Raw genomic sequence first — 25,010 nt, 5'->3', positions numbered from 1 at the left:
ATTAACTCTATTTGATAAAACAGATGAGAGATAGGAACACCCCAAACGGAATGTTGTTATTTAACATCAATTAAGCATACTCGCAGTATTCAAGCAAAACAATCGTTGTCAGCTATATTTAAAATCAATGAGAATATACAAGAAATAACACCCAAACAATGTTTCTGTAAAAACAGACTTAAGAGGTATGTGAAGTAGATTATTCTACGATTCTTCCAATATTTTGTTTACCTTTGCCAGAAAGATAGAATAAAGAAGTAAAATGCTACAAATAGACAATGCATGTATTGCTTTCGGAGACGAAGAGCTCTTTTCCGGTTTTTGCATGCAGTTACATAAAGGTGAAACCGCTTGTATCGCAGGCGAATCGGGGCGAGGAAAAACTTCTCTTCTAAATGCTGTCATGGGATTTGTCCCTCTACGTAAAGGAACAATTACCGTAGGTGACTTCGAACTGACCCGAAATACCATTGACACCATTCGTCGGCAGATAGCTTGGATTCCGCAGGAACTGGCTCTGCCTATGGAATGGGTAAAAGAAATGGTACAGTTACCTTTCGAACTAAAAGCAAACAGGGGAGCCTCTTTTTCTGAAGAAAAACTGTTCGGTTGTTTTGCAGAACTGGGGCTGGATGAAGATTTGTATCGAAAACGGGTAGGGGAAGTATCCGGCGGACAACGTCAACGTATTATGATAGCCGTGGCTGCCTTGCTGAAAAAGCCACTTATCATAGTAGATGAGCCTACCTCGGCACTCGACTCCGGCTCTACAGATAAAGTACTGGCCTTTTTTCACCGACAAACAGAACAAGGAGCATCCGTTTTAGCCGTTTCGCACGATAAAACTTTTGCTCACGGCTGTAATCAGTTAATAAATTTGTAACTTCAATCGTAACTCGTAAATCGTCTAATCGTAAATATTTCCATGGGAACCATCGATATATCATACCTCAGTCTGCTAACAGGGTTACTCTTACTGATAATCCCTGTATTTTATTTATGGAAATTTAAAACCGGACTCCTCAGAGCTACTCTTATCGGTACAGCGCGTATGATCGTACAACTCTTCCTTATCGGAATGTACTTAAAATATCTGTTTTTGTGGAATAATCCGTGGATAAACTTTCTATGGGTGATTATTATGATATTTGTAGCCGGGCAGACAGCTCTCGTACGTACCGGCCTAAAACGAAAAATACTATTAATCCCTATCAGTGTAGGTTTCCTATGCAGTGTCGTCCTGGTTGGAATGTATTTCATCGGTATAGTGTTACAACTGGACAATGTATTTAGTGCACAATATTTCATACCTATTTTCGGTATCTTAATGGGAAACATGCTTTCGAGTAATGTCATTGCACTGAATACCTATTATAGTGGTTTGAAACGGGAAGAACAACTCTATTGCTATCTGCTCGGCAACGGAGCTACCCGGCAGGAAGCACAGGCACCTTTCATCCGGCAGGCAATTATTAAAGCTTTCAGCCCACTGATAGCCAACATTGCTGTAATGGGACTGGTTGCACTTCCGGGAACAATGATTGGTCAGATATTGGGAGGAAGTAGTCCGAATGTGGCTATCAAATATCAAATGATGATTATGGTCATTACATTTACAGCTTCCATGCTTTCATTAATGATTACCATTTCGCTGGCATCACGTAAATCATTTGATGCTTATGGCAAACTATTACAGGTTATGGTAGAAAAGAAAGAGAAAAAATGACAGAACAGATTCTGGAATTCATTTCAAAGTTATCAACACCGGGATTCTTCATTACAGCAGAAGTCTCACGGGAAGGGATCGTTATACCATCCGACATAGAACGCTTCATTCGGGAGAAACTTGTGTTAATAGAACAAGGAACAAATGCACGAAAATTCGTTTATCAAAAAGAAGATTGGAGGATTATATTCACATTTTTCCCTACAGATAGAGTAGTAGACGAGAAATACGCTTTAAAAAATAAAGTTCTTATTAAATATAAACGGTTTTGAGTGTATTTCACCACAGAGTAACACGGGGTTCCACAGAGTTTAAATATTTATTAAAACGCATAAACGCAGATTTTTGCAAAGGAAAACAAATGTATGATAAAGAAGTACAGTCTTTTAATCTGTATTAATCCACGTTTCATCAGATAGATACTACTCTGTCTTAATGATACATAAAAGTCGTTTTTGCAACCTCCAGTATACAAATATATCCTAAATAAGCTATTTAATTTTCATACAATACTTTCCTTTTAATATTTCACACGCTTTCTTTTTGTATAATCGTCTGAATTACTATATTTGTTCCGAACTTAATTTAATACGGATGAAAATACTATCAATTCACGATCTTGAAAAGATCAGAAGAAGTGCGGAGACTGCCCTCCGTTTACGTGAAGAGAGCAATGATAAAGTAACTGAAAACAGTTGTGGGCTGGCTCTTGGTTCACAACATTTGCAGATTCTGATCTGTGGAGGTACGGGCTGCAAAGCATCTTCCAGTCACCTTATTGCTGACAATCTGAACAAAATACTTAAAGAAAGCGGAATAGCAGACAAAGTAGAAGTAATCACGACCGGATGCTTTGGCTTTTGTGAAAAAGGTCCTATCGTAAAAATCATTCCGGACAACACTTTCTATACTCAAGTCACCCCCGAAGATGCCGAAGAAATTGTAAAGGAGCATATTATAGGAGGAAAGAAAATAGAACGCCTGCTGTACACTGATCCTAAGACGGAACAAAAAGTAAGTGACTCCAAACATATGGATTTCTATCGGAAGCAATTACGAATTGCATTGCGTAACTGCGGATTTATAGATCCGGAGAATATAGAAGAATACATCGCACGCAATGGTTATGTAGCTTTAGCAAACTACTTGCTCAACCATACTCCGGATAGAGTGATAGATGTAATAAAACGCTCCGGACTACGTGGACGGGGAGGTGGTGGGTTTCCTACAGGTCTGAAATGGGAACTGACTGCCCGTCAGGAATCCGACATTAAGTACGTAGTCTGTAACGCTGATGAAGGAGATCCGGGAGCATTTATGGATCGTTCAATCATGGAAGGTGATCCCCATTCTATTATTGAGGCAATGGCTTTGTGCGGATACTCCATCGGAGCCTCCAAAGGCTTGGTATACATCCGTGCAGAATATCCGCTCGCCATACATCGGTTGAAAACAGCCATCACACAGGCCCGTGAATACGGATTATTAGGCGGACACATATTAGGAACAGATTTCTGCTTTGATATAGATATAAGATATGGAGCCGGTGCATTTGTGTGCGGTGAAGAGACTGCACTTATCCATTCTATGGAAGGTAAAAGGGGAGAACCTACTTTGAAACCACCTTTCCCGGCTGAATCGGGATACCAAAACAAACCAACCAATGTGAACAATGTAGAAACATTAGCAAATATACCTATTATATTAATCAACGGAGCCGAATGGTTTGCTTCCATCGGTACAGAGCGCTCTAAAGGGACGAAAGTTTTCGCTTTAGCCGGAAAGATTAATAATGTAGGGTTGATAGAGGTTCCAATGGGGACAACACTACGGGAAGTAATTTATGAAATAGGCGGAGGAATCAAAGGAGATAAAAAGTTTAAAGCTGTACAAACAGGAGGCCCGTCAGGTGGTTGCCTCACAGAAAAACACCTCGATACACCTATCGACTTCGACAACCTGCTTGCTGCCGGCTCCATGATGGGTTCCGGAGGAATGATTGTCATGGACGAAGACGATTGTATGGTATCGGTAGCCCGCTTCTTCCTTGATTTCACGGTAGAAGAGTCCTGTGGCAAGTGTACCCCTTGTCGTATCGGTAATAAACGATTATTGGAACTACTCAATAAAATAACGGAAGGTAAAGCTACAGAAAAAGATCTACAGACGCTGCAAACGCTTGGTAAAGTCATAAAAGATACCGCGCTGTGTGGATTGGGACAGACATCTCCCAACCCGGTATTGTCTACATTGGATAACTTTTATGATGAATACATAGAGCATGTACGGGATAAGACCTGCCGTGCCAAACAATGTAAATCTCTGCTCACGTACTATATCAACCCCGATCTGTGTATCGGTTGTCACCTTTGCGCCAAAAACTGTCCGGCAGATGCCATCACAGGTCTGCCACGTAAACCACATACTGTTCTTCCCGAAAAATGTATCAAGTGTGGCATGTGTATGGCACGCTGTAAATTTAACGCAATCTCTGTATGTTAATCTCAAAGACTATGGAAACAAAAGAAGTAACACTACAAATAGACCGTCACTCGATAACCGTACCTGTTGGTACTACCATTCTGGAAGCCGCCACCGAAATCGGCATAAACATACCAACCCTCTGCCACATTGACCTGAAGGGTACTTGTATCAAAAACAATCCAGCTTCCTGCCGTATCTGTGTGGTAGAGGTGGAGGGTAGAAAGAATCTTGCTCCTGCCTGTGCCACTAAATGTACAGAAGGGATGACAGTGCGTACCAGTACACTACGAGTGATGAATGCACGAAAAATAGTAGCTGAACTTATCCTGTCCGATCACCCGAATGACTGTCTGACCTGCCCAAAATCCGGCAATTGTGAGTTGCAAAACCTTGCTCTTCGTTTCAACGTACGCGAAATGCCATTCACTGGCGGAGAGCTTTCATTGCGTAAACGGGAAGTAACTTCTTCCATCGTTCGCAACATGGATAAATGTATTTTTTGCAGACGATGTGAAAGCGTTTGCAATGATGTACAGACAGTAGGTGCCTTGGGAGCTGTACGCAGAGGCTTCAATACAACTATAGCTCCTGCATTCGATAAAAAGATGAGTGAGAGTGAATGTACTTATTGCGGACAATGCGTTGCTGTTTGTCCGGTAGGAGCGCTCACCGAGCGCGATCATACCAACCGGCTCCTCGAAGATCTGGACGATCCTGATAAAGTGGTTATTGTACAAACAGCTCCTGCTGTACGCGTGGCCTTAGGAGAGGAATTCGGTTTGCCCGCCGGTACCCCGGTTACAGGCAAAATGGTATATGCCCTCCGCGAATTAGGCTTCGATTATGTATTCGATACCGACTTTGCAGCTGATCTCACTATTATGGAAGAGGGTGCAGAAGTACTGGACAGACTCACACGCTTTCTAAATGGGGATAAAAATGTATGTTTGCCTATCCTGACTTCCTGTTGCCCGGCATGGGTGAACTTCTTTGAACATCATTTTCCCGATTTACTAAATATCCCATCTACGGCTCGTTCTCCGCAACAAATGTTCGGCTCCATTGCCAAAACATATTGGGCAGAAAAAATGGGTATTCCACGTGAAAAACTAATAGTGGTTTCCATCATGCCTTGCCTGGCAAAGAAATACGAATGCGACCGGGAAGAGTTTAAAGTCAATGGCAATCCCGATGTGGATTATTCCATCTCCACCCGCGAACTGGCTACACTTATCAAACGTGCTAATATCGGTTTCAACCTGTTACCAAACAGTGAGTTTGACAATCCAATGGGAGAATCAACGGGAGCCGGTGTTATCTTTGGAACAACCGGTGGAGTTATGGAAGCTGCCTTACGGTCTGTATATGAAATTTATACAGGTACCACGTTGGATAATGTAAACTTTGAACACGTCAGAGGACTGGCAGGAGTACGCCGGGCTACCATCAACCTGAATGGCTTTGAGTTGAAAGTGGGGATTGCTCATGGTTTAGGGAATGCACGCCGCTTGTTGGAAGATATCCGAAACGGACATAATGAGTACCATGCTATCGAAATCATGGCTTGCCCCGGAGGATGTATTGGTGGCGGAGGGCAACCGCTCCATCACGGACGGGCAGATATACTGTATGCACGCTCTCGTGCTTTATATGAAGAAGATGCGCAGAAACCTTTGCGGAAATCACACGAAAACCCATATATTCAAAAACTTTATGAAGAATATTTGGGTAAACCTCTCAGTGAGAAAGCACATATGCTACTGCACACACATTATTTCAATAAAGCCATTGATTAACGTATAAAAAATAAAACTATGTCAGATATAAAATTAGCATGCACAGTAGTCGAACAGATAAAGGCAATCTGTGACATACATGGAAATGCTCCGGGAGAGCTCATTAATATTCTGCACGAAGCCCAACATCTTCATGGGTATTTACCGGAAGAGATACAACGCATCATAGCCCATAAACTCAATATCCCTGTATCAAAAGTATATGGAGTAGTTACTTTCTATACATTCTTTACAATGACTCCCAAAGGGAAACACCCTATCTCAGTTTGTATGGGGACTGCCTGCTATGTAAGAGGTTCGGAAAAATTATTAGAAGAATTCAAACGTATTTTAGGTATCGAAGTAGGAGAGACCACACCGGATGGAAAGTTTTCATTAGATTGTCTCCGCTGTGTGGGAGCCTGTGGCCTTGCCCCCGTAGTGATGATAGGAGAGAAAGTATATGGACGCCTTCAACCAGTAGACATAAAAAAGATTCTGGATGACTTAGATGTGCTTCCCGCACGGGGAAGTACGGCGGGCGATGGGAATATAGACAAAAGATAACAGGCTGATTATCAATGAATACAAGAGTGTACAGTTTTGCATGATAAAAATGTACACTTTTATATAACAAGAATGTACACTTTGGCATGACAAGAGTGTACATTCTTGTTATACACACCTAATATTACCAATGCATTACTATCTTAAACTGACATTCTCCAGGATTATTTTCTGTTAGAAAGTCACTATAAGTCACATAGAAAGCAAACGAACCTACGGAATAATCATAGGAGAACGTTTCTGCCCAATTCTTATTTCCCTCAGCATAATACATTACATAAGGAAGAGGAGTCTGGACCGGCGTATTACCATCATATTGAATCAGATATACCATGACACTTCCTTTATCAAAGATATACTGATCTAAATACTTATCTTCAACGATACAACGAAAATAAGAATTATTTTCATTCACACCTCCTATACGCTCCCAGTTTTTAACAGTAATTGTATACGAATCCCAATTCTGAGCTTCATCTGAACCTCCACCCGGCCGATTATTCCAATTTGAATCAGTATCACTCTCACAAGCTCCGAGAGTGATAACCAGTAACAATAAAAATAAAATTTTCTTCATCTTCTTAAATTATAATATATTAGTAATACTTTATCTATTCCACTTCATTACAAACTCTTGCTCGCCTGTCTCTTCCTCTACATGCTTCTCTACAAACCTGAACCCCTGCTTCTCATAAAAAGCCACTGATGATTCATTTTTAGCATATACCCTTAATGTTATTTCAGGGTATATCTTTTTTACGTATTCTATCAATGCCTTTCCAACACCTGCACCTTGTGCTTCAGGTATTACAAATATAGCAGCCAAATAGTTGTCCACCATCGAAATAAAACCTTGCACAGACTTTGTTTTTTCATCTTCAAATACATATGTATCACTTCCTGGAAGATAAACATTCCGCATATCTTCTTGTTTTCCAATCCAATACATAGCAGGAATAAAATGATGTGCCAGGATAGAGGCTTCTAACCAAATGCGTATCACCCTGTCTGTATCTTGAAAATTATAGCTTCTTATCATATTTTGATTCAAATCAAATGGTTCGTATTCAACTTTATTTATCTTTGCAAAGATACTTGATTTACATTATTATACACTCATAAAAGAAGAGAAATAACCATTTATAAAATAACCATGTATATTCATCACATTGCACTTTGGACCACTCAATTAGAAGAGTTAAGACAGTTTTACATTACTTATTTCAATGGAACAAGTAATGAAAAGTACATAAATCCTGCAAAAGGTTTCGAATCCTACCTTATCAGCTTTGATGGAGGAGGCGCTTTAATCGAAATGATGCGTAAAACGGATGTTACTTCTCCGGCAGACAAGATTCCGCACATTGGTTTGGCACACTTCTCTGTTTCAGCAGGTAGTAAAGAAGCTGTTCTCGAACTTACAGAACGTTTGCGCCACAATGGGTTTGTAGTAGCCAGTGAACCCCGTACCACAGGCGATGGATTCTTTGAAAGCGCTATCCTCGATCCGGATGGAAACCTGGTAGAGATTACTATTTAGCATATAGTTCACCACAGAGCCACACAGAGTTTCACCGAGTTTTAATTGTTATAAATCAGATAAATAGTACTCTGTGTAACTTCAGTGAAACTCTGCAGTAAAACTTTAATACAATAAGAACAGGTCGATTGCTCTTGATTAATAAGTCTTGTAAAACATCAGAAACACTCCATGCGTTGCTCTACGAGAATCGACCCGTTCCCCGTAGAGTTTCACCTCGATCTCCGTAGAGTTTCGACCCGTTTCTCGTAGAGAAAAAAACGTCCATATATATTGCTAATAATCAAGTACTTACAAATATTAAAATTGTAATATTTTTCTACCATGTAACACCAGCTCTTTTTCTGTTGCGTGCAGCCCACGCGTCTCTGAATTAATTACAACACTAAGTACTTCCCCATGCGGGAAGCACTCAAAACGGAGAAGAAATAAACAAAATCCCACTAAACATGGTTTTCAACTACTGATTCGCATTATTTAATAAAGATAGCATCAACCAATACATTGGTGCAATGAAGAGTAACTCCGCTTTCATAACTTATATTACTAAGTACAAGCATACAGGAATCATTACAGGTGATAAATAACTCCGAACTTACCGAATCGGATACTTCATTCTGCATCCACGCACGGTGAGAATTCATATATGCATTTATATCACGGCTTATTATCACCTTGTCATCAGCTACACGCCGAATCTTAATGACTCCATCTTCCACCTTACCAACATATTCTTTCCTATCATAAATATTCATTGGATAATAACGAGTATATCCTTCTGTATTGATTCCTGACGGAAAAACAGGACTCATGTAATGCCAGTTACGCTTAGTTGAAATGTCGCATTCCCCATATTCCTTTTTCATATAATCAGAACCTGTTTCATCCTCTAAATAAGAATAACATGCTTCCAGTTCCCGGGCATCTTTCCATCTCAAAGAATCAGTTTCATTAAATACGACTCCTTGTTTTAACTTATGAGTAACAGAATCCAGCATATCAAGCCTGGAAATATATCTTTCTAACCTCTGTTTCTGTGAATGAATGCCTATACTTCGGGCACTAATGCCAGGGATAAAAGTCAAAATCACAATACAGATACTACTCACTACAGCCATCAACTGATAATTTCCTATCTTCCGGGAAAACAAGAAAAAGATATAGAGTGTCATCAAAATACCGGATATGAAGAGGTAAACTCTTGATGCCGTAAAGCTATAAGTCGTTATGCGCTCAATAGTTCCCACCCAGAAAAGAATAAGTGGCGGTATCGCAATCCAACTAAAATGGTTGTAAAACCACCCATAAATATTTTTGGAAACAAGAAGCTGAAACATATGTCCTGCCATTGCAAAAATAGCCAACGCAAGTACCATATATCCAATCCCTCCCTTAGGCAACTCCCAATGAATGGCAATCGTTATGAAATAGATGTAAAGTATTGCCGTATAAACAATCACTGCCGGTGAAAGAATATAGTTTATAATAATTTCCATAAACCGGGGAGTCGTATTCTCTTCACTCTCTTTCTCCTGCAAATGGCAATAAAGCAACGGAATCACAACAAACAGGCAGAACATATAAATATATTCAGGGAAATCATACCTCTCTATATTAAAGATGTATACCACAGAAGAATAAAGCCCCCATACAGCAAGAGCCAAGAGATGTCCGATAAAGAAAGCAAAAATCAGACTTACAAACGTTTGCATACAATTTCGGGCAAAGGAAAGATTCTCCCACTTACATTTACATGCCAGCAGAATGAAAAATGCCAATATCAGTGTAAATGTATAAGAAATAGTAAATACAAAGTGACTCAAATCAGCCCAAAGAAAGGGAAGAGGCAGTAATACCGACAAATAATACAATATTCTGCCCTTAGTAGGATACAAAAGCTGATGCAAGCTGTACACCAGTACCATAAAGGCCGGAAAGAGGGACATTACATCCCGTATATGCTTAATCAGCTCCGAAGAGGATTCCCAACTTAACTGATCTTCAATACAAAAGAATACAAAAAATAGCAAGCCCAATAATGCTTCCATCGGATACTTTTTCAAAGCTAAAATGATATCCGCACCAACCTTTGATAGATTTATTTTCATAAGTACTCCTCCAAATTTCCCCAAATGTACTAAAAAACGATAAAAGGCATACTTATTCCCTGCTTTTTTCTTATATTTGCAACCAAATTTTCTACAAAGAATGAAAATTAAAGAGATTGTAAGCGCCCTTGAACGGTTCGCGCCTCTGCCATTGCAAGACGGATTTGATAATGCCGGCCTGCAAATCGGATTGACAGATGCGGAAGCAACAGGGGCTTTGTTGTGTCTGGACGTTACCGAAGCCGTTCTCGATGAAGCCATCGCAATGGGGTATAACCTTGTTATATCACATCATCCCCTTATTTTTAAAGGCTACAAGTCTATCACGGGGAAAGACTACGTGGAACGTTGCATACTGAAAGCTATCAAAAATGATATTGTCATTTATTCAGCTCATACCAACCTGGATAACGCTCCCGGAGGAGTGAACTTTAAGATAGCCGAGAAGATAGGACTTAAGAACGTACGCGTACTTGATCCGAAAGAGAATAGCCTGGTTAAGCTTGTTACATTTGTACCATTCGCACAGGCGGATGAAGTACGTAACGCCTTGTTTTCCGCAGGATGCGGATATATAGGTAATTATGACTCATGCAGTTATAATCTTGAAGGAGAAGGAACATTCCGTGCACAGGAAGGAAGCAGTCCTTTCTGTGGAAATATCGGAGAGCTTCATCATGAAAGAGAAACGAGAATTGAAACCATTCTTCCTGTATATAAGAAAGGAGAAGCGATTCGTGCTTTGCTTACTGCACATCCGTATGAAGAGCCGGCATTCGACATTTATCCACTACAGAATTCCTGGCAACAGGCAGGAGCAGGGATAATAGGAGAGTTGGAGACTCCGGAAACTGAACTGGAATTCCTGAAACGTATCAAGAAAACATTTGAAGTAGGCTGCCTGAAGCACAATAAACTGTCCGGGCGTGAAATACAAACCGTAGCACTTTGTGGCGGGGCTGGGGCTTTCTTGCTGCCATTGGCTATTCGCAACAGAGCAGATGTATTCATTACCGGTGAAATTAAATATCATGATTATTTCGGGCATGAAGCAGAAATTCTAATGGCCGAAATAGGACATTATGAAAGTGAACAGTATACAAAAGAAATTTTTTATTCCATAATCCGGGATTTATTTCCAAATGTTACACTCCAATTTAGTAAAGTGAACACAAATCCCATAAAATATTTATAAGTAAAATGGCTAAAGAAGCAAAAAAAGATCCCAATGAGTTGACCGTGGAACAGAAGCTGAAAACACTGTTCCAACTACAAACTATGCTGTCTGAGATTGACAAGATTAAAACTTTGAGAGGTGAACTTCCATTGGAAGTACAGGATCTTGAAGACGAAATTGCCGGTTTGAGTACACGTATTGATAAAATCAAAGCGGAAGTAAGCGAACTTAAAGCAGCAATCGCAGGCAAAAGAGTAGAGATTGAAGCGGCAAAGGCTTCTGTAGAGAAATATAAATCACAGCAAGACAACGTACGCAACAATCGCGAATACGACTTCTTAACGAAAGAAATCGAATTCCAGACACTCGAAATAGAGCTCTGTGAGAAGAGAATCAAAGAATTTACTGCCGAAGAACAGGAGAAATCTGAAGAAGTAGCTAAAAGTACAGCTGCTCTGGAAGAAAGACAAAAAGACCTGGATCAGAAAAAGAGCGAACTGGACGAAATCATTTCTGAAACAAAACAGGAAGAAGAAAAGTTGAGAGATAAAGCAAAAGATCTGGAGACCAAAATAGAACCACGTCTGTTGCAGTCATTCAAACGTATCCGTAAAAACTCTCGCAATGGTTTAGGCGTTGTATACGTTCAACGTGATGCTTGTGGTGGTTGTTTTAACAAAATCCCGCCTCAGAGACAACTTGATATCCGTTCACGTAAAAAAGTAATTGTTTGTGAATACTGCGGACGTATTATGATTGACCCGGAACTGGCAGGTGTAGAGATTAGCCACAAGGTAGAAGAAGCTCCGGCACCAACAGCTAAAAGAGCTATCAGAAGAAAAACTGCTGAATAAAAAACAACTCTCGATAGTTAATATCCTATTAAAAGGTGGATGGATTGTATAATTACAATTTATCCACCTTTTTCTTTTATCCCATCCTACATACTTCTCTGTATGTGAGGAACAATCTTCCCGGCATTCTAAACAAACTGAAACTTTAGTTGTTTTCTTTTCATTTCTTAAAAACCTGAACTTATGAATATGCGAGCGTGGAGCATATCGCTCCTTTTGTTTCTTTCGTCCGTAGCCTCGGCGCAGACTGCGAACCATTATCTGGATACTCCCTTGCCACAAACCTGGGAAGAGGGAGGAAAAGTATTTCAACAGATATTACCTGTAGACGATCAGTGGTGGAAATCTTTCGGAGATCAGACTCTTGACTCATTGATAACCATTGCTGTAGACCGTAACTATTCGGTATTGACTGCGATAGACCGTATGAATGCAGCAAAGGCAAACCTACGTATGGAGCGTAGCAGTTTCTTTCCCAACCTTGGAATAAATGCCGGATGGACACGTCAGCAAACCAGTGGCAACACCAGTGAGATACCACAGACAACCCAGCATTATTATGATGCTTCTATCAATATGAGCTGGGAATTAGATATATTCGGAAGTATCCGACAACGGGTAAAAGCACAGAAAGAGACTTTTGCCGCCAGTAAAGAAGAATATACAGCAGTAATGGTTTCTTTATCAGCACAAGTAGCCTCAGCATATATCAATTTGAGGGAACTACAACAAGAGTTACGAGTGGTAGAGAAAAATTGTACTTCACAAGCTGCCGTACTGAAAATCACTGAAGTAAGATATAATACAGGGTTGGTATCCAAACTTGATGTAGCTCAGGCTAAATCAGTATACTACAGTACCAAAGCTTCCATACCACAATTAGAATCGGGTATCAATCAATATATTACCACATTGTCCGTATTGCTCGGAACCTATCCGCAGGAAGTACGTCCCGTATTGGACCGGGTAGGGGAATTGCCGGATTATATGGAACCCATCGGAGTTGGTCTACCTGCCGATTTACTAATGAGAAGGCCGGATATCCGCAGTGCTGAACGTCAGGTAAACGCGCAAGCCGCTTTGTTGGGTGCCTCTAAATCAGACTGGTTACCACAAGTATTTCTGAAAGGTTCCGTCGGTTTTGCATCTAAAGACCTCAGAGACTTTGGCAATCATAAAAGTTTCACCTACGAAATAGCCCCTGCTCTAAGCTGGACTATCTTCAACGGTGGCAAACTGATAAATACCACCAAACTGGCCCGTGCACAATTGGACGAATCAATAAATCAGTTCAACCAGACTGTATTGACAGCCATACAGGAAACAGATAATGCCATGAACGCTTACCGCAATTCTATCAAACAAATAGTGGCCTTGCGGGAAGTACGTAACCAGGGACAAGAAACATTGACCCTCTCTCTCGACTTATATAAACAAGGACTCACTCCCTTTCAGAATGTACTGGACGCACAGCGTTCTCTGTTGACTTACGAAAATCAGTTAGTACAGGCACGAGGCAATTCGCTACTACAACTGATTGCCCTCTACCAGGCATTAGGAGGGGGCTGGAATAACTAAAATTACTAAAACCTATATAACAATGAAAAGATTACTGTATATCCTTCTCGCCCTACCATTATTAATAGGATGTCAGGGGAAGAAAAAAGCCACCGGAGATGCTATGCCTGTACCCGAAGTCAGCGTAGCCCATCCGCTTGTGAAAGATATTACGCTTACCAAAGATTACCCGGGCTATTTAACCACCGAACAGACGGTAAACCTCGTAGCACGGGTCAACGGCACTTTACAATCAGCTTCCTATACACCAGGAAGCCGGGTCAAAAAGGGACAATTACTATTCGTCATAGAACCCACTATTTATAAAGACAATGTGACGAAAGCCGAAGCTGCCCTTAAAACAGCTCAAGCACAGCTGACATACGCCCGCAATAATTATTCCCGTATGCGTGAAGCACTGAAAAGCGATGCAGTAAGCCGGATACAAGTATTACAGGCAGAATCTTCCGTAGCCGAAGAAACAGCTGCTGTCAGTAATGCCGAAGCTGCACTGAATACAGCACGCACCAATCTGGGATACTGCTATATTCATGCACCATTTGATGGAACCGTCAGTCGAAGTACAGTAGATGTAAGTAGCTATATCAGTGGTGCCGTACAACCTACCACATTGGCTACTCTCTACAAGGACAATCGTATGTACACCTACTTTAACGTAGCCGATAACCAATGGCTTTCAATGCTGATGAGTGCCCCTTCTAAAGACGGTAAAGAAATACCGGAACTTCCTCGCGAGGTTATTGTAAAATTAGGGGAAGATGGTAAACAGACTTATCCTGCCACTCTTGATTATCTGTCTCCAAACGTGGATTTAAGTACTGGAACACTCACAGTCCGAGCCAATCTGGACAATCCGAAAGGCCTGCTGAAAAGCGGATTATATGTCAGTATTACACTGCCATACGGAGAACAGAAAGAAGCTGTTCTAATCAATTCAGCTTCTATCGGTACAGATCAGCTTGGTAAATATGTGTACATTGTAAATGATTCAAATATAGTACGTTATCGTCATATCAGTGTAGGGCAACTAATAGGAGACAGCCTGCGCCAGGTTACAACTGGACTCTCTCCACAGGAACGTTATGTCACCAAAGCCCTGATGAAAGTAAGGGATGGAATGAAAGTAAAGGCAGTTGGCAATTGACAGTTGACAGTTTATCATTAATCATTCATCATTAACCATTAATCATTAACATCATGTTTTCAAAATTCTTCATCAACCGCCCCATATTCGCCACCGTTCTGGCGCTTATCATTGTGGTGGCAGGATTGGTGACACTCAATATATTGCCCGTGGCGCAATTCCCGGACATTACACCGCCTACGGTACAAGTTTCCGCCGTATATCCCGGAGCTAATGCCGAAACAGTAGCGCAAACTGTAGGTATCCCTATCGAACAGCAAGTGAACGGGGTAGATGGCATGCTCTATATGTCGTCTACTTCCTCTTCATCAGGAGCCTATTCGTTAACTATCACTTTTGCTGTGGGTACGGATGTGGATATGGCTACCGTACAAGTGCAAAACAGGGTAAGTGTAGCACAATCATCACTACCGGAACCTGTTGTTGTACAAGGTGTAACCGTACAAAAGCAATCATCAAACATCGTCATGTTCCTCACCATGAGTGCCAAAGACTCGGTATATGATGGACTTTATCTGACCAATTACGCCAAGCTGAACCTCGTAGATCAACTCACACGTGTTCCGGGCGTAGGGGCTGTCAATGTAATGGGAGCAGGGGACTACTCCATGCGCGTCTGGCTCGATCCGGAGGCTATGCGCATCCGTAGTATCTCTCCGGCAGAGATCTATCAGGCTATTCAGTCACAGAATATGGAAGTAAGTGCCGGGACGGTCGGTCAACCTATTGGAAAAGATAATGCCAATGCTTTCCAATACAGTTTGACGGTGAAAGGGCGCCTCTCATCACCGGACGAGTTCGGTAATATTGTTCTTCGCAGTGATGTAGGGGGTAAGATGCTCCGCCTGAAAGATGTGGCACGTATCGATCTGGGATCCGCTTCCTATAATGTTGTTTCTCAGTTACGCGGAAAACCGACAGCTGCCATTGCTATTTATCAACAACCCGGATCTAACTCCCTCGACGTATCCAAGGGAGTGAAAGCCAAAATGCAAGAACTGGCTCAGACCTTTCCTTCAGGGGTAGAGTATAACGTGACATTGGATACAACAGACGTAATCAATGAATCTATCGACGAAGTACTCGTTACCTTCCTCGAAACCACTCTATTGGTAGTACTTGTTATTTTCCTTTTCCTTCAGAACTGGAGAGCGGTTATCATTCCATGTATTACCATCCCGGTATCTCTTATTGGTACGCTGGCAGTGATGGCTGCACTTGGATTCTCTATCAATACGCTAACGCTGTTTGGATTAATATTGGCTGTTGCCATTGTAGTAGATGATGCCATAGTGGTGGTAGAGAATTCTTCGCGACTTCTTGAAACAGGACAATACTCTCCACGTGAAGCCGTCACAAAAGCAATGGGAGAGATTACTGGTCCCATTGTCGGTGTAGTACTTGTATTGCTGGCTGTATTTATACCGACAACACTCATCAGTGGTATCTCCGGACAATTATACAAACAGTTCGCTCTTACCATTGCTGCATCTACTGTATTAAGTGGTTTTAACTCCCTGACATTGACTCCGGCACTTTGTGCTCTCTTTTTGGAGAAGAGCAAGCCTTCTACCTTCTTTATCTATAAAGGATTCAATAAAGCGTATGACAAAACCCAGGGAGCCTATGACCGCATTGTTAAATGGCTGCTCGAACGTCCCGGAACAGCATTGATCTCTTATGGTATTTTCACCGCTATCGCCATACTGTTATTTGTGAAATGGCCGTCTACATTTGTTCCTGACGAAGATGACGGATATTTTATCGCTGTAGTACAACTCCCTCCTGCAGCTAGCCTGGAACGTACACAATCTGTTGGAAAACAGATAAATGACATACTCAATACATATCCCGAAGTGAAAGATTATATTGGTATTTCCGGTTTCTCTATAATGGGAGGAGAGCAAAGTAATGGCGGTACGTATTTCGTCGTTCTAAAACCGTGGAGCGAACGGAAAGGTAAAGAACATACCGCTGCTGCCGTAGTAGAACGTTTCAATGAAATGGCATACAGTATACAGGAAGGACAGATATTTGCCATGGTTCCACCTGCTATTCCTGGTCTTGGAGCTACCGGGGGATTGCAGCTACAATTGGAAGACACCCGTAATCTAGGACCGACAGAAATGCAACAGGCCATTGCAACTTTAATGGCAAACTACCGTAGCAAACCGGCCCTGGCTTCCGTCAGTAGCCAATACCAAGCCAATGTTCCGCAATATTTTCTGAATATCGACCGCGATAAAGTACAATTTATGGGTGTTCAGCTTAATCAGGTATTCGCTACATTGGGTTATTATATGGGTGCTGCTTACGTGAACGACTATGTACAATTCGGGCACATCTATCAAGTGAAAATAGAAGCTAATGATCAAGCTCAGAAGGTGATTGACAATGTGTTACAGCTAAGTGTACCAAATGGGAAAGGGGAGATGGTGCCTTTTTCTTCCTTCACCAAAGTAGAAGAGCAATTGGGACAAGATCAGATAAACCGCTACAATATGTATCAAACGGCGGCTATAACTTGTAATGTAGCTCCCGGCTTTTCTTCCGGCGAAGGCATTCAACAGATGGAGGCACTTATCAGCGAACAGTTAGGAGGGGAATATGGTTACGAATGGACCTCTGTTGCCTATCAGGAAACGCAGGCAGGAAATACTACTACAATTGTTTTTCTCATGGCGTTGCTAGTGGCCTTCCTCGTACTTGCCGCACAATATGAAAGCTGGACAAGCCCCGTAGCAGCTATTATGGGATTGCCTGTAGCACTCCTTGGAGCGATGATTGGCTGCTTTGTCATGGGTACACCGGTAAGTATCTATACCCAGATTGGTATTATCCTGCTTATTGCACTCTCAGCCAAAAATGGTATTCTAATTGTAGAATTCGCCCGCGACTTCCGGGCAGAAGGAAACTCCATCAGAGATGCTGCCTATGAAGCTGGTCACGTCCGTCTAAGACCAATTCTCATGACGTCATTTGCATTTGTATTAGGGGTTATGCCATTGCTGTTTGCTTCCGGTGCAGGAGCTGAAAGTCGCATCGCCTTGGGAGCTGCAGTAGTATTTGGTATGGCAATGAATACTTTACTTGCTACCGTCTATATACCAAACTTCTATGAACTGATGCAAAAATTGCAGGAACGATTTAAATAATGTGCCAATGTAATAATATGCCAATGTGCCAATTGCTGCGCTATATTAACCCCACGCAGCTAATTGGCACATTATTACATTGGCATATTATTATAATCCGGAATATCCTTAAGAAACACATAACATTGCTTCTCATAATCCATCTTGCAACAATAATGCTGCATTCCATTACTCACTATCAGATAATCGACTTTTAACACCATGTTATAACGTGTAATCTGGTCAAACACAGCTTGCGTAATTTCTATGTGCGGTGCTTTATACTCTACAATCATTCGCGCTGTAAGATCCCTCCGATATAGTACAGTATCGCACCTTTTCTTCGTTCCATTCAGGTTAAGAAGCACCTCATTAGCCATCAATGCCATCGGATATCCTTTATGTGCAATAAGAAAGTGAACGAAGTGCTGCCGTACCCATTCTTCGGGTGTAAGGGCAACATATCGTTTACGAATTACGTCAAAAATAACATTTTTTCCATTTCGTGACGCAATTTTAGTATCAAATACTGGCAAGTTTAACGATAACATTTCGTATTTTTGTAAGTTAAATAATGGCTCTCTGTAAAGAGAGCACAAATTTAATGAATCTTATGAAAACAAAGGAAGAAATCGTAGCTAATTGGCTACCCCGTTACACAAAACGTAACCTGGAAGATTTTGGAGAGTATATTCTGTTGACCAACTTCAACAAGTACGTAGAAATATTTGCAGAGAAATTCAATGTTCCCATTCTGGGACGTGATGCCAACATGATATCTGCAAGTGCAGAGGGCATCACTATCATTAACTTCGGTATGGGAAGTCCTAATGCCGCCATCATCATGGATCTTTTAAGTGCTATTCAGCCTAAAGCCTGCCTTTTTTTAGGTAAGTGTGGAGGGATCGATAAAAAAAATAAAATAGGTGATCTTATTCTCCCTATCGCTGCCATCCGTGGTGAAGGAACCTCCAATGACTATTTTCCACCCGAAGTACCTGCGTTGCCGGCATTTATGCTGCAACGCGCCGTATCTTCCTCTATCCGCGACTATGCCCGTGATTACTGGACCGGTACTGTCTATACCACCAACCGCCGTATTTGGGAACATGATGAAGAATTCAAGAAATACCTGACTAAAACCCGTGCTATGGCAGTAGATATGGAAACTGCCACTCTTTTCAGTTGTGGTTTTGCCAATCATATCCCAACAGGAGCTTTACTATTGGTTTCTGACCAACCCATGATTCCGGAAGGTGTAAAAACCGATAAAAGTGACAACATTGTTACCCAAAACTATGTCGAGGAACATGTGAAGATAGGTATTGCCTCATTACGCATGATTATTGATGAGAAAAAGACCGTAAAACACTTGAAATTCGACTGGTAAGGCTTTTGATATATGGCAAAACAAGAACTTAGTTGCGATGACATCCTCAAGGAATTGAGGGCTAAGCAATACCGCCCGATCTATTACTTGATGGGAGAAGAATCATATTATATCGATCTCATAGCCGATTATATAACAGACAATGTATTGAGCGAAACCGAGAAGGAATTCAATCTGACTGTAGTATATGGTGCTGATGTAGATATAGCAACAGTTATTAATGCTGCTAAACGATATCCTATGATGTCCGAATATCAGGTAGTAATTGTAAAGGAAGCACAAGCAATCCGTAATATGGAAGAGCTTTCTTTTTATCTTCAGAAACCATTGAACTCTACCATCCTTGTAATATGCCACAAACATGGCACATTGGATAAACGAAAGAAACTGACGGCAGAAGTAGAAAAGGTCGGCATTCTATTTGAATCCAAAAAGATCAAAGACTCACAACTTCCTGCATTTATAAACTCATACATGAAACGTAAAGGCATCGACATGGAGCCTAAAGCGTCGGCTATGCTTGCGGATTTTGTAGGTACAGATCTAAGCCGCCTCACAGGAGAACTGGAGAAGTTAATCATCACCTTACCCGCAGGCCAGAAGAGAGTGACGCCTGAACAAATAGAGAAGAATATAGGTATCAGCAAAGATTATAATAACTTTGAATTACGTAGTGCATTAGTAGAGAAGGATATTCTTAAAGCAAATAAAATAATAAAATACTTTGAGGAAAATCCGAAAACTAATCCGATACAAATGACTCTTTCATTGCTATTCAATTTTTATTCAAATCTAATGTTATCCTACTATTCTCCCGAAAAAACAGAACAGGGGATCGCCTCTTGGTTAGGTCTGAAATCGCCTTGGGCCGCCCGCGATTATCTAACTGCCATGCGTCGTTACAACGGTGTAAAGACCATGCAAATCATTGGAGAAATACGATATGCAGATGCAAAATCCAAAGGAATAAGCAATGCATCTATGAGCGATGGCGATATTCTTCGTGAATTGGTGTTTAAAATTCTTCATTGAAAATATAACAGAAGAAAAACTCTATTTAGATAGATTCAACCGCTTCTTGAAATTTAAAAATATAAAATACCTTTCATATCTTATTTTTGAGATATCAAAAGGATAAAAAATAGATATACAGTATAATGAGAGATAATGTTTCTATACATTATCTCTCATTATTTTAAGTCCGGGAACCTGCATTTATCATCATTTTCACCGTATTTTTCCACTCTTTCTTTACTTATACTTCTACCATTTATTAGCCTACAAAACGCTTTATATTAATAGTAAGTTCTTTGTTTATTCAACTAATTATCTTTACTTCTTTAGCTTTACTCTCTACCTTTTTAATCCTATTTCATGATGTAGACTGTGAACCCCATACATGTTAATTATCCGATTAACAGGAAAAGCATGTGCCTAAATCACAAACCAGACCAAAGAAACCTATATAACAGGCTAATATCTATATATTTGATGATTTAATATACTGAGCAAATACAGAAAAAAGACTTTATCTTACCTCCATTTTCCCATATTTCCGGTATTTTATCTATCTTGAAGAATCTAAATCTTGCGTATTGACTTTTTGATCATAAATATCCCTGTTTCTATTATTTTATGCTCTATTTTCTATTTAAGAATATATTAGAAGGAGAGAAATAAGGCATAAAACATTATTATACAGTATATTATATCAAAAATAGTCCTTGTAGAATTGAAAAAAACAATTTAATCAGGCATTTATACGGAAATATTGCAAAGATTTGCCATTAGGAGGTAGTATAAAAATTACGTAAGAAAATATTATTATAAAAAAGAGAAGTTAGAAAGAGAATATATCACATTTTTCATACTATTTGTTTACTTCTGTAAAATGTTTGGTTTACATTCTTAATAATAACACTTGTAATACAATACCATATGTAAATAACAAACATAAATCACTATTGTGATATTGTAATATTACACAAATAAACAAGAAATAACGTTTGTAATAAGAGAGTAGTTAACATTTCATTCAATTCATTATAAAATACAGTATTCCAACTAAATAATATACTTTTCTTAATTACTACTCTAAATGATAGTCAGAATAGGGTTGAACATTCGTAAATAGAAAAGAAATAGCATACAACATACAATTATATATCTCTAATAATCAATACTATATACAGTATAAATAAAGTATCACTTTAATATTCAATATGCTTATAATATACACATTTACAAACATAAATCACAAAAGTAAACACAATATTCATTTTCGTAATAATTCATTAATTTCATTTGTAATTTGCTTATGTTATTTTATTTATTTACTTTTGTAAACCACAAAAATGGAGTATACATTTGTAAATAGAGTCAATAAATACACAGTTGTAAATATAAAAAACGTCATGGATATCAAGGATAGAATTAAAATGATTATGGATCATGAGCAAATGACCGCTGCGGCATTTGCCGAAAGTATCGGTGTAGCCCAGGCTACCATTTCTCATACACTGGGCGATCGAAATAAATATCCGAGTACTGACTTCATCATGCGTCTACATGAAAAGTACAATCACATTAGTTTAGATTGGCTGCTTACCGGAAAAGGTAATATGATGGAAGGAGAAGAAAATATAATCAAAGAAGAGCAAAACTACCCTCTATTTGCTTCTGAGAATCCAAAAAATCCGGCCAATGGAACGAGTGCTCCAGAAAATCGCAAGGAAATCGCATTAGAAAGTACTCAATACACCCCTAAAGAAGTTGTAAGACAGGAGATTATATACAAAGAAAGACCTCCACGCAAAATCACTGAAATAAGAATTTTCTTTGATGACAATACTTATGAAACATTCCGACCGGAAAAATAAGAGGTAAAAACGGTGTTTTGCACAAATTCCTGTATCTTTGTACTCTGAAATACGAATTTAGTTTCAATACATGAAAAAATTTATTTTAGACCTGACAGTAACTGAGAACCTCAAACTACACATAAACTATGTGCTGTTAAAGTTAACATCTCAGTCACCACTTCCCGAAATGCTACCGGGACAATTTGCTGAAATACGGGTAGATGGTTCGCCAAGTACTTTTCTTCGCCGCCCCATTTCTATTAATTATGTAGACAGATCACGAAACGAAGTATGGTTCCTGATACAGCTTGTAGGTGACGGAACACGTCGCCTGGCAGAAGCTACGAAGGGAGATATCATTAATATTGTACTTCCGTTAGGTAACGGCTTTACAATGCCGCAAATACCTTCTGATAAGCTCTTATTAGTAGGCGGAGGTGTAGGAACAGCCCCAATGCTTTATCTGGGTGAACAATTGGCTAAAAACGGTAGTAAACCTACTTTCCTTTTAGGTGCTCGTACGGACAAAGATCTTTTGCAGTTAGATGATTTTGCATCTTACGGCGAAGTATACACAACTACTGAAGATGGAAGCTATGGCGAAAAAGGATATGTCACTCAACACTCTATATTAAATAAGGTAAAGTTTGAGCAAATTTATACTTGCGGTCCAAAGCCTATGATGATGGCAGTAGCAAAATATGCCAAAAGTAATAATATCAATTGTGAAGTCTCATTAGAAAACATGATGGCATGTGGTGTAGGTGCTTGCCTTTGTTGTGTAGAAAATACTGATGAAGGCCACTTATGTGTTTGTAAAGAAGGTCCTGTATTTAATATAAATAAACTACTATGGCAGATTTAAGTGTAAACATTGGTGAATTACAAATGAAAAATCCGGTAATGACTGCTTCCGGTACATTCGGATACGGTGAAGAGTTTGCCGATTTTATGGATATTACGCGAATAGGTGGTATTATTGTAAAAGGAACCACTCTTCACAAACGTGAAGGGAATCCATATCCGCGTATGGCAGAGACACCATCAGGCATGTTAAACGCTGTGGGACTGCAAAATAAGGGTGTACATTACTTTGTTGAACACATCTATCCACGTATTAAAGACATCCAAACCAATATGATTGTGAATGTTTCGGGTTCAGCAATTGAAGACTATGTAAAAACAGCAGAAATCATTAATGAACTTGACAAAATTCCTGCCATAGAATTAAATATTTCATGCCCTAATGTAAAGCAAGGAGGTATGGCTTTTGGTGTCACCGCCAAAGGAGCAGCAGAAGTTGTGAAAGCCGTGCGTTCAGCTTACAAAAAGACACTTATCGTTAAGCTTTCCCCAAACGTTACCGACATAACAGAAATTGCCCGTGCAGCAGAAGAAAGCGGTGCAGACAGTGTATCATTAATTAATACATTGCTTGGTATGGCTGTTGATGCGGAACGTAGGCGACCGATATTATCCACAGTAACAGGAGGTATGTCCGGTGCAGCTGTAAAACCGATAGCATTACGTATGGTATGGCAAGTAGCTAAATCGGTAAATATTCCTGTCATCGGATTAGGTGGTATTATGGATTGGAAAGATGCAGTCGAATTCATGCTTGCAGGTGCATCGGCCATACAAATAGGTACGGCAAACTTTATAGATCCCACTGTTACAGTGAAAGTATCCGATGGTATAAATAATTACTTAGATAGACACGGATACAAGTCTGTTACTGACATTATTGGTGCGCTTGAGATATAATTCAAATCATACAATAACCCTTCGCATCATTTAATATAGAAAAAAGTCATAATGATATTCAGAAAAAGAGGAATCTACATAACTAAGTAAGAGAGAAAACATGTAATATCTCTATACATTCTAAAACAACTGAATACCGACAAGAAAATCATAAAACAAAAAAGCGAAGGCATCGTATCTGTCATACGATGCCTTTGCTTTTTTTTAACAAGTTAATTACTACTCATCCAATAGATCAGGACGCAAACGTCGAGTACGTTCCACAGACTGTTGCAACTCCCACTCCTTGATTTTCGCTTCATGTCCGGACAAAAGAATATCAGGCACCTTCCAACCATTATATTCTGCAGGACGAGTATATACCGGAGCGGCCAATAAATTATCCTGGAATGAATCAGAAAGTGCAGACTGTTCATCAGAAATTACGCCGGGAATAATTCGCACAATAGCATCCGCCATCACCGCAGCTGCCAACTCTCCACCAGTCAACACGTAATCTCCAATACTAATTTCTTTCGTTATGAAATGCTCACGAATTCGATAATCAATCCCTTTGAAATGCCCACAAAGAATAATAAGATTTCCGGCAAGCGAAAGAGCGTTTGCCATCTTTTGATCAAATTGTTCCCCATCAGGAGTAGTAAATATCACTTCATCATAATCCCGTTCCGCCTTCAAAGCATTTATGCAACGTTCAATCGGCTCAATCTTCATCACCATCCCGGCAAAACCACCAAAAGGATAATCATCCACACGTCGGTACTTATCCTCGGTGTAATCACGAAGATTATGAATATGAATTTCAGCAAGCCCCTTATTCTGAGCACGTTTCATTATTGAACAATTGAAGAAACCTTCAATCATCTCGGGAAGAACGGTTATTATATCAATACGCATAGTCTTTTAAT

Annotated in this window: 22 protein-coding genes; 17 read left to right on the top strand and 5 right to left on the bottom strand. The window is 40.0% G+C overall.

Annotated features, from left to right (window positions below; all coding sequences use genetic code 11):
* Positions 1-262: 262 nt before the first annotated feature.
* The 6 genes from VCM39_RS09810 (at position 263) to VCM39_RS09785 (ending at position 6,552) form a co-directional block, all read left to right on the top strand.
* Positions 263-883 (top strand): ATP-binding cassette domain-containing protein, encoded by a 621-nt coding sequence (locus VCM39_RS09810; RefSeq protein WP_322934013.1) that lies wholly within the window; start codon positions 263-265, stop codon positions 881-883.
* 42 nt (positions 884-925) lie between these two features.
* A complete protein-coding gene (locus tag VCM39_RS09805) occupies positions 926-1,726 on the top strand; it encodes an ABC transporter permease (RefSeq protein WP_251236880.1) in 801 nt (266 codons plus the stop codon).
* Positions 1,723-1,998, top strand: a complete 276-nt coding sequence (locus tag VCM39_RS09800; RefSeq protein ID WP_221651551.1) for a hypothetical protein — start codon at positions 1,723-1,725, stop codon at positions 1,996-1,998. The genes VCM39_RS09805 and VCM39_RS09800 overlap by 4 nt, the downstream gene beginning before the upstream one ends.
* A 322-nt stretch (positions 1,999-2,320) precedes the next feature.
* Positions 2,321-4,228 carry an NADH-quinone oxidoreductase subunit NuoF gene (locus VCM39_RS09795; RefSeq protein WP_221651552.1) on the top strand — a complete coding sequence of 636 codons (1,908 nt, stop codon included), beginning with the start codon at positions 2,321-2,323 and terminating at the stop codon, positions 4,226-4,228.
* Positions 4,229-4,239: 11 nt separating this feature from the next.
* Entirely contained in the window at positions 4,240-6,006 is a 1,767-nt protein-coding gene (locus VCM39_RS09790; RefSeq protein ID WP_221651553.1) for an NADH-dependent [FeFe] hydrogenase, group A6, read from the top strand.
* An 18-nt stretch (positions 6,007-6,024) separates the two neighbouring features.
* Positions 6,025-6,552: a complex I 24 kDa subunit family protein gene (locus tag VCM39_RS09785; RefSeq protein WP_122201725.1), complete on the top strand. Its 528-nt coding sequence runs from the start codon at positions 6,025-6,027 to the stop codon at positions 6,550-6,552.
* 124 nt (positions 6,553-6,676) lie between these two features.
* Here VCM39_RS09785 and VCM39_RS09780 read toward each other — a convergent pair whose 3' ends face one another.
* Positions 6,677-7,129 (bottom strand): hypothetical protein, encoded by a 453-nt coding sequence (locus tag VCM39_RS09780; protein ID WP_289293441.1) that lies wholly within the window; start codon positions 7,127-7,129, stop codon positions 6,677-6,679.
* A 30-nt stretch (positions 7,130-7,159) separates the two neighbouring features.
* Positions 7,160-7,591 (bottom strand): N-acetyltransferase, encoded by a 432-nt coding sequence (locus VCM39_RS09775; RefSeq protein WP_289293440.1) that lies wholly within the window; start codon positions 7,589-7,591, stop codon positions 7,160-7,162.
* Positions 7,592-7,705: 114 nt separating this feature from the next.
* On the opposite strand from VCM39_RS09775, the gene VCM39_RS09770 reads away from it, so the two are divergent.
* Positions 7,706-8,092, top strand: a complete 387-nt coding sequence (locus tag VCM39_RS09770) for a VOC family protein (RefSeq protein ID WP_221650990.1) — start codon at positions 7,706-7,708, stop codon at positions 8,090-8,092.
* A 473-nt stretch (positions 8,093-8,565) separates the two neighbouring features.
* Here VCM39_RS09770 and VCM39_RS09765 read toward each other — a convergent pair whose 3' ends face one another.
* Positions 8,566-10,200, bottom strand: coding sequence for a DUF4153 domain-containing protein (locus tag VCM39_RS09765; RefSeq protein WP_221650991.1), 1,635 nt, complete (start codon positions 10,198-10,200; stop codon positions 8,566-8,568).
* Between the two features lie 100 nt (positions 10,201-10,300).
* Between VCM39_RS09765 and VCM39_RS09760 the strand changes: the two genes are divergently transcribed.
* The 5 genes from VCM39_RS09760 to VCM39_RS09740 all read left to right on the top strand — a co-directional run bounded on the left by VCM39_RS09760 (position 10,301) and on the right by VCM39_RS09740 (position 18,108).
* Positions 10,301-11,395 carry a Nif3-like dinuclear metal center hexameric protein gene (locus VCM39_RS09760; RefSeq protein ID WP_321029094.1) on the top strand — a complete coding sequence of 365 codons (1,095 nt, stop codon included), beginning with the start codon at positions 10,301-10,303 and terminating at the stop codon, positions 11,393-11,395.
* A gap of 5 nt (positions 11,396-11,400) precedes the next feature.
* Positions 11,401-12,231 carry a zinc ribbon domain-containing protein gene (locus VCM39_RS09755; protein WP_007485657.1) on the top strand — a complete coding sequence of 277 codons (831 nt, stop codon included), beginning with the start codon at positions 11,401-11,403 and terminating at the stop codon, positions 12,229-12,231.
* Between the two features lie 183 nt (positions 12,232-12,414).
* The gene (locus VCM39_RS09750; protein ID WP_322934012.1) at positions 12,415-13,809 is read left to right on the top strand and encodes a TolC family protein; all 1,395 of its coding nucleotides are present in this window, start codon (positions 12,415-12,417) and stop codon (positions 13,807-13,809) included.
* Positions 13,810-13,831: 22 nt separating this feature from the next.
* Positions 13,832-14,953: an efflux RND transporter periplasmic adaptor subunit gene (locus tag VCM39_RS09745; protein ID WP_221650994.1), complete on the top strand. Its 1,122-nt coding sequence runs from the start codon at positions 13,832-13,834 to the stop codon at positions 14,951-14,953.
* 53 nt (positions 14,954-15,006) lie between these two features.
* Positions 15,007-18,108 (top strand): multidrug efflux RND transporter permease subunit, encoded by a 3,102-nt coding sequence (locus VCM39_RS09740; RefSeq protein ID WP_322934011.1) that lies wholly within the window; start codon positions 15,007-15,009, stop codon positions 18,106-18,108.
* Between the two features lie 74 nt (positions 18,109-18,182).
* On the opposite strand, the gene VCM39_RS09735 is transcribed toward VCM39_RS09740, so the two are convergent.
* Positions 18,183-18,638 carry a type I restriction enzyme HsdR N-terminal domain-containing protein gene (locus VCM39_RS09735; RefSeq protein ID WP_002560185.1) on the bottom strand — a complete coding sequence of 152 codons (456 nt, stop codon included), beginning with the start codon at positions 18,636-18,638 and terminating at the stop codon, positions 18,183-18,185.
* 62 nt (positions 18,639-18,700) lie between these two features.
* Between VCM39_RS09735 and VCM39_RS09730 the strand changes: the two genes are divergently transcribed.
* The 5 genes from VCM39_RS09730 to VCM39_RS09710 all read left to right on the top strand — a co-directional run bounded on the left by VCM39_RS09730 (position 18,701) and on the right by VCM39_RS09710 (position 24,102).
* The gene (locus VCM39_RS09730) at positions 18,701-19,477 is read left to right on the top strand and encodes an AMP nucleosidase (RefSeq protein WP_044166459.1); all 777 of its coding nucleotides are present in this window, start codon (positions 18,701-18,703) and stop codon (positions 19,475-19,477) included.
* A gap of 12 nt (positions 19,478-19,489) precedes the next feature.
* Entirely contained in the window at positions 19,490-20,509 is a 1,020-nt protein-coding gene (gene holA / locus VCM39_RS09725; protein WP_322934010.1) for a DNA polymerase III subunit delta, read from the top strand.
* 1,382 nt (positions 20,510-21,891) lie between these two features.
* Entirely contained in the window at positions 21,892-22,356 is a 465-nt protein-coding gene (locus tag VCM39_RS09720) for a helix-turn-helix domain-containing protein (RefSeq protein WP_007485663.1), read from the top strand.
* 70 nt (positions 22,357-22,426) lie between these two features.
* Positions 22,427-23,203 carry a dihydroorotate dehydrogenase electron transfer subunit gene (locus tag VCM39_RS09715; protein ID WP_195659937.1) on the top strand — a complete coding sequence of 259 codons (777 nt, stop codon included), beginning with the start codon at positions 22,427-22,429 and terminating at the stop codon, positions 23,201-23,203.
* Complete coding sequence (locus tag VCM39_RS09710; RefSeq protein ID WP_221650997.1) at positions 23,191-24,102, top strand: dihydroorotate dehydrogenase; 912 nt, start codon at positions 23,191-23,193, stop codon at positions 24,100-24,102. Before VCM39_RS09715 ends, VCM39_RS09710 begins: the two co-directional genes overlap by 13 nt.
* A 219-nt stretch (positions 24,103-24,321) precedes the next feature.
* Here the strand turns inward: VCM39_RS09710 and trmD are convergent, their stop codons facing one another.
* Complete coding sequence (trmD, locus tag VCM39_RS09705) at positions 24,322-24,999, bottom strand: tRNA (guanosine(37)-N1)-methyltransferase TrmD (protein WP_221650998.1); 678 nt, start codon at positions 24,997-24,999, stop codon at positions 24,322-24,324.
* Positions 25,000-25,010: the final 11 nt, after the last annotated feature.

This window comes from Bacteroides mucinivorans, assembly GCF_034654355.2.
GTDB lineage: Bacteria > Bacteroidota > Bacteroidia > Bacteroidales > Bacteroidaceae > Bacteroides > Bacteroides nordii.
This window is presented reverse-complemented; position numbering and strand designations above follow the sequence as displayed.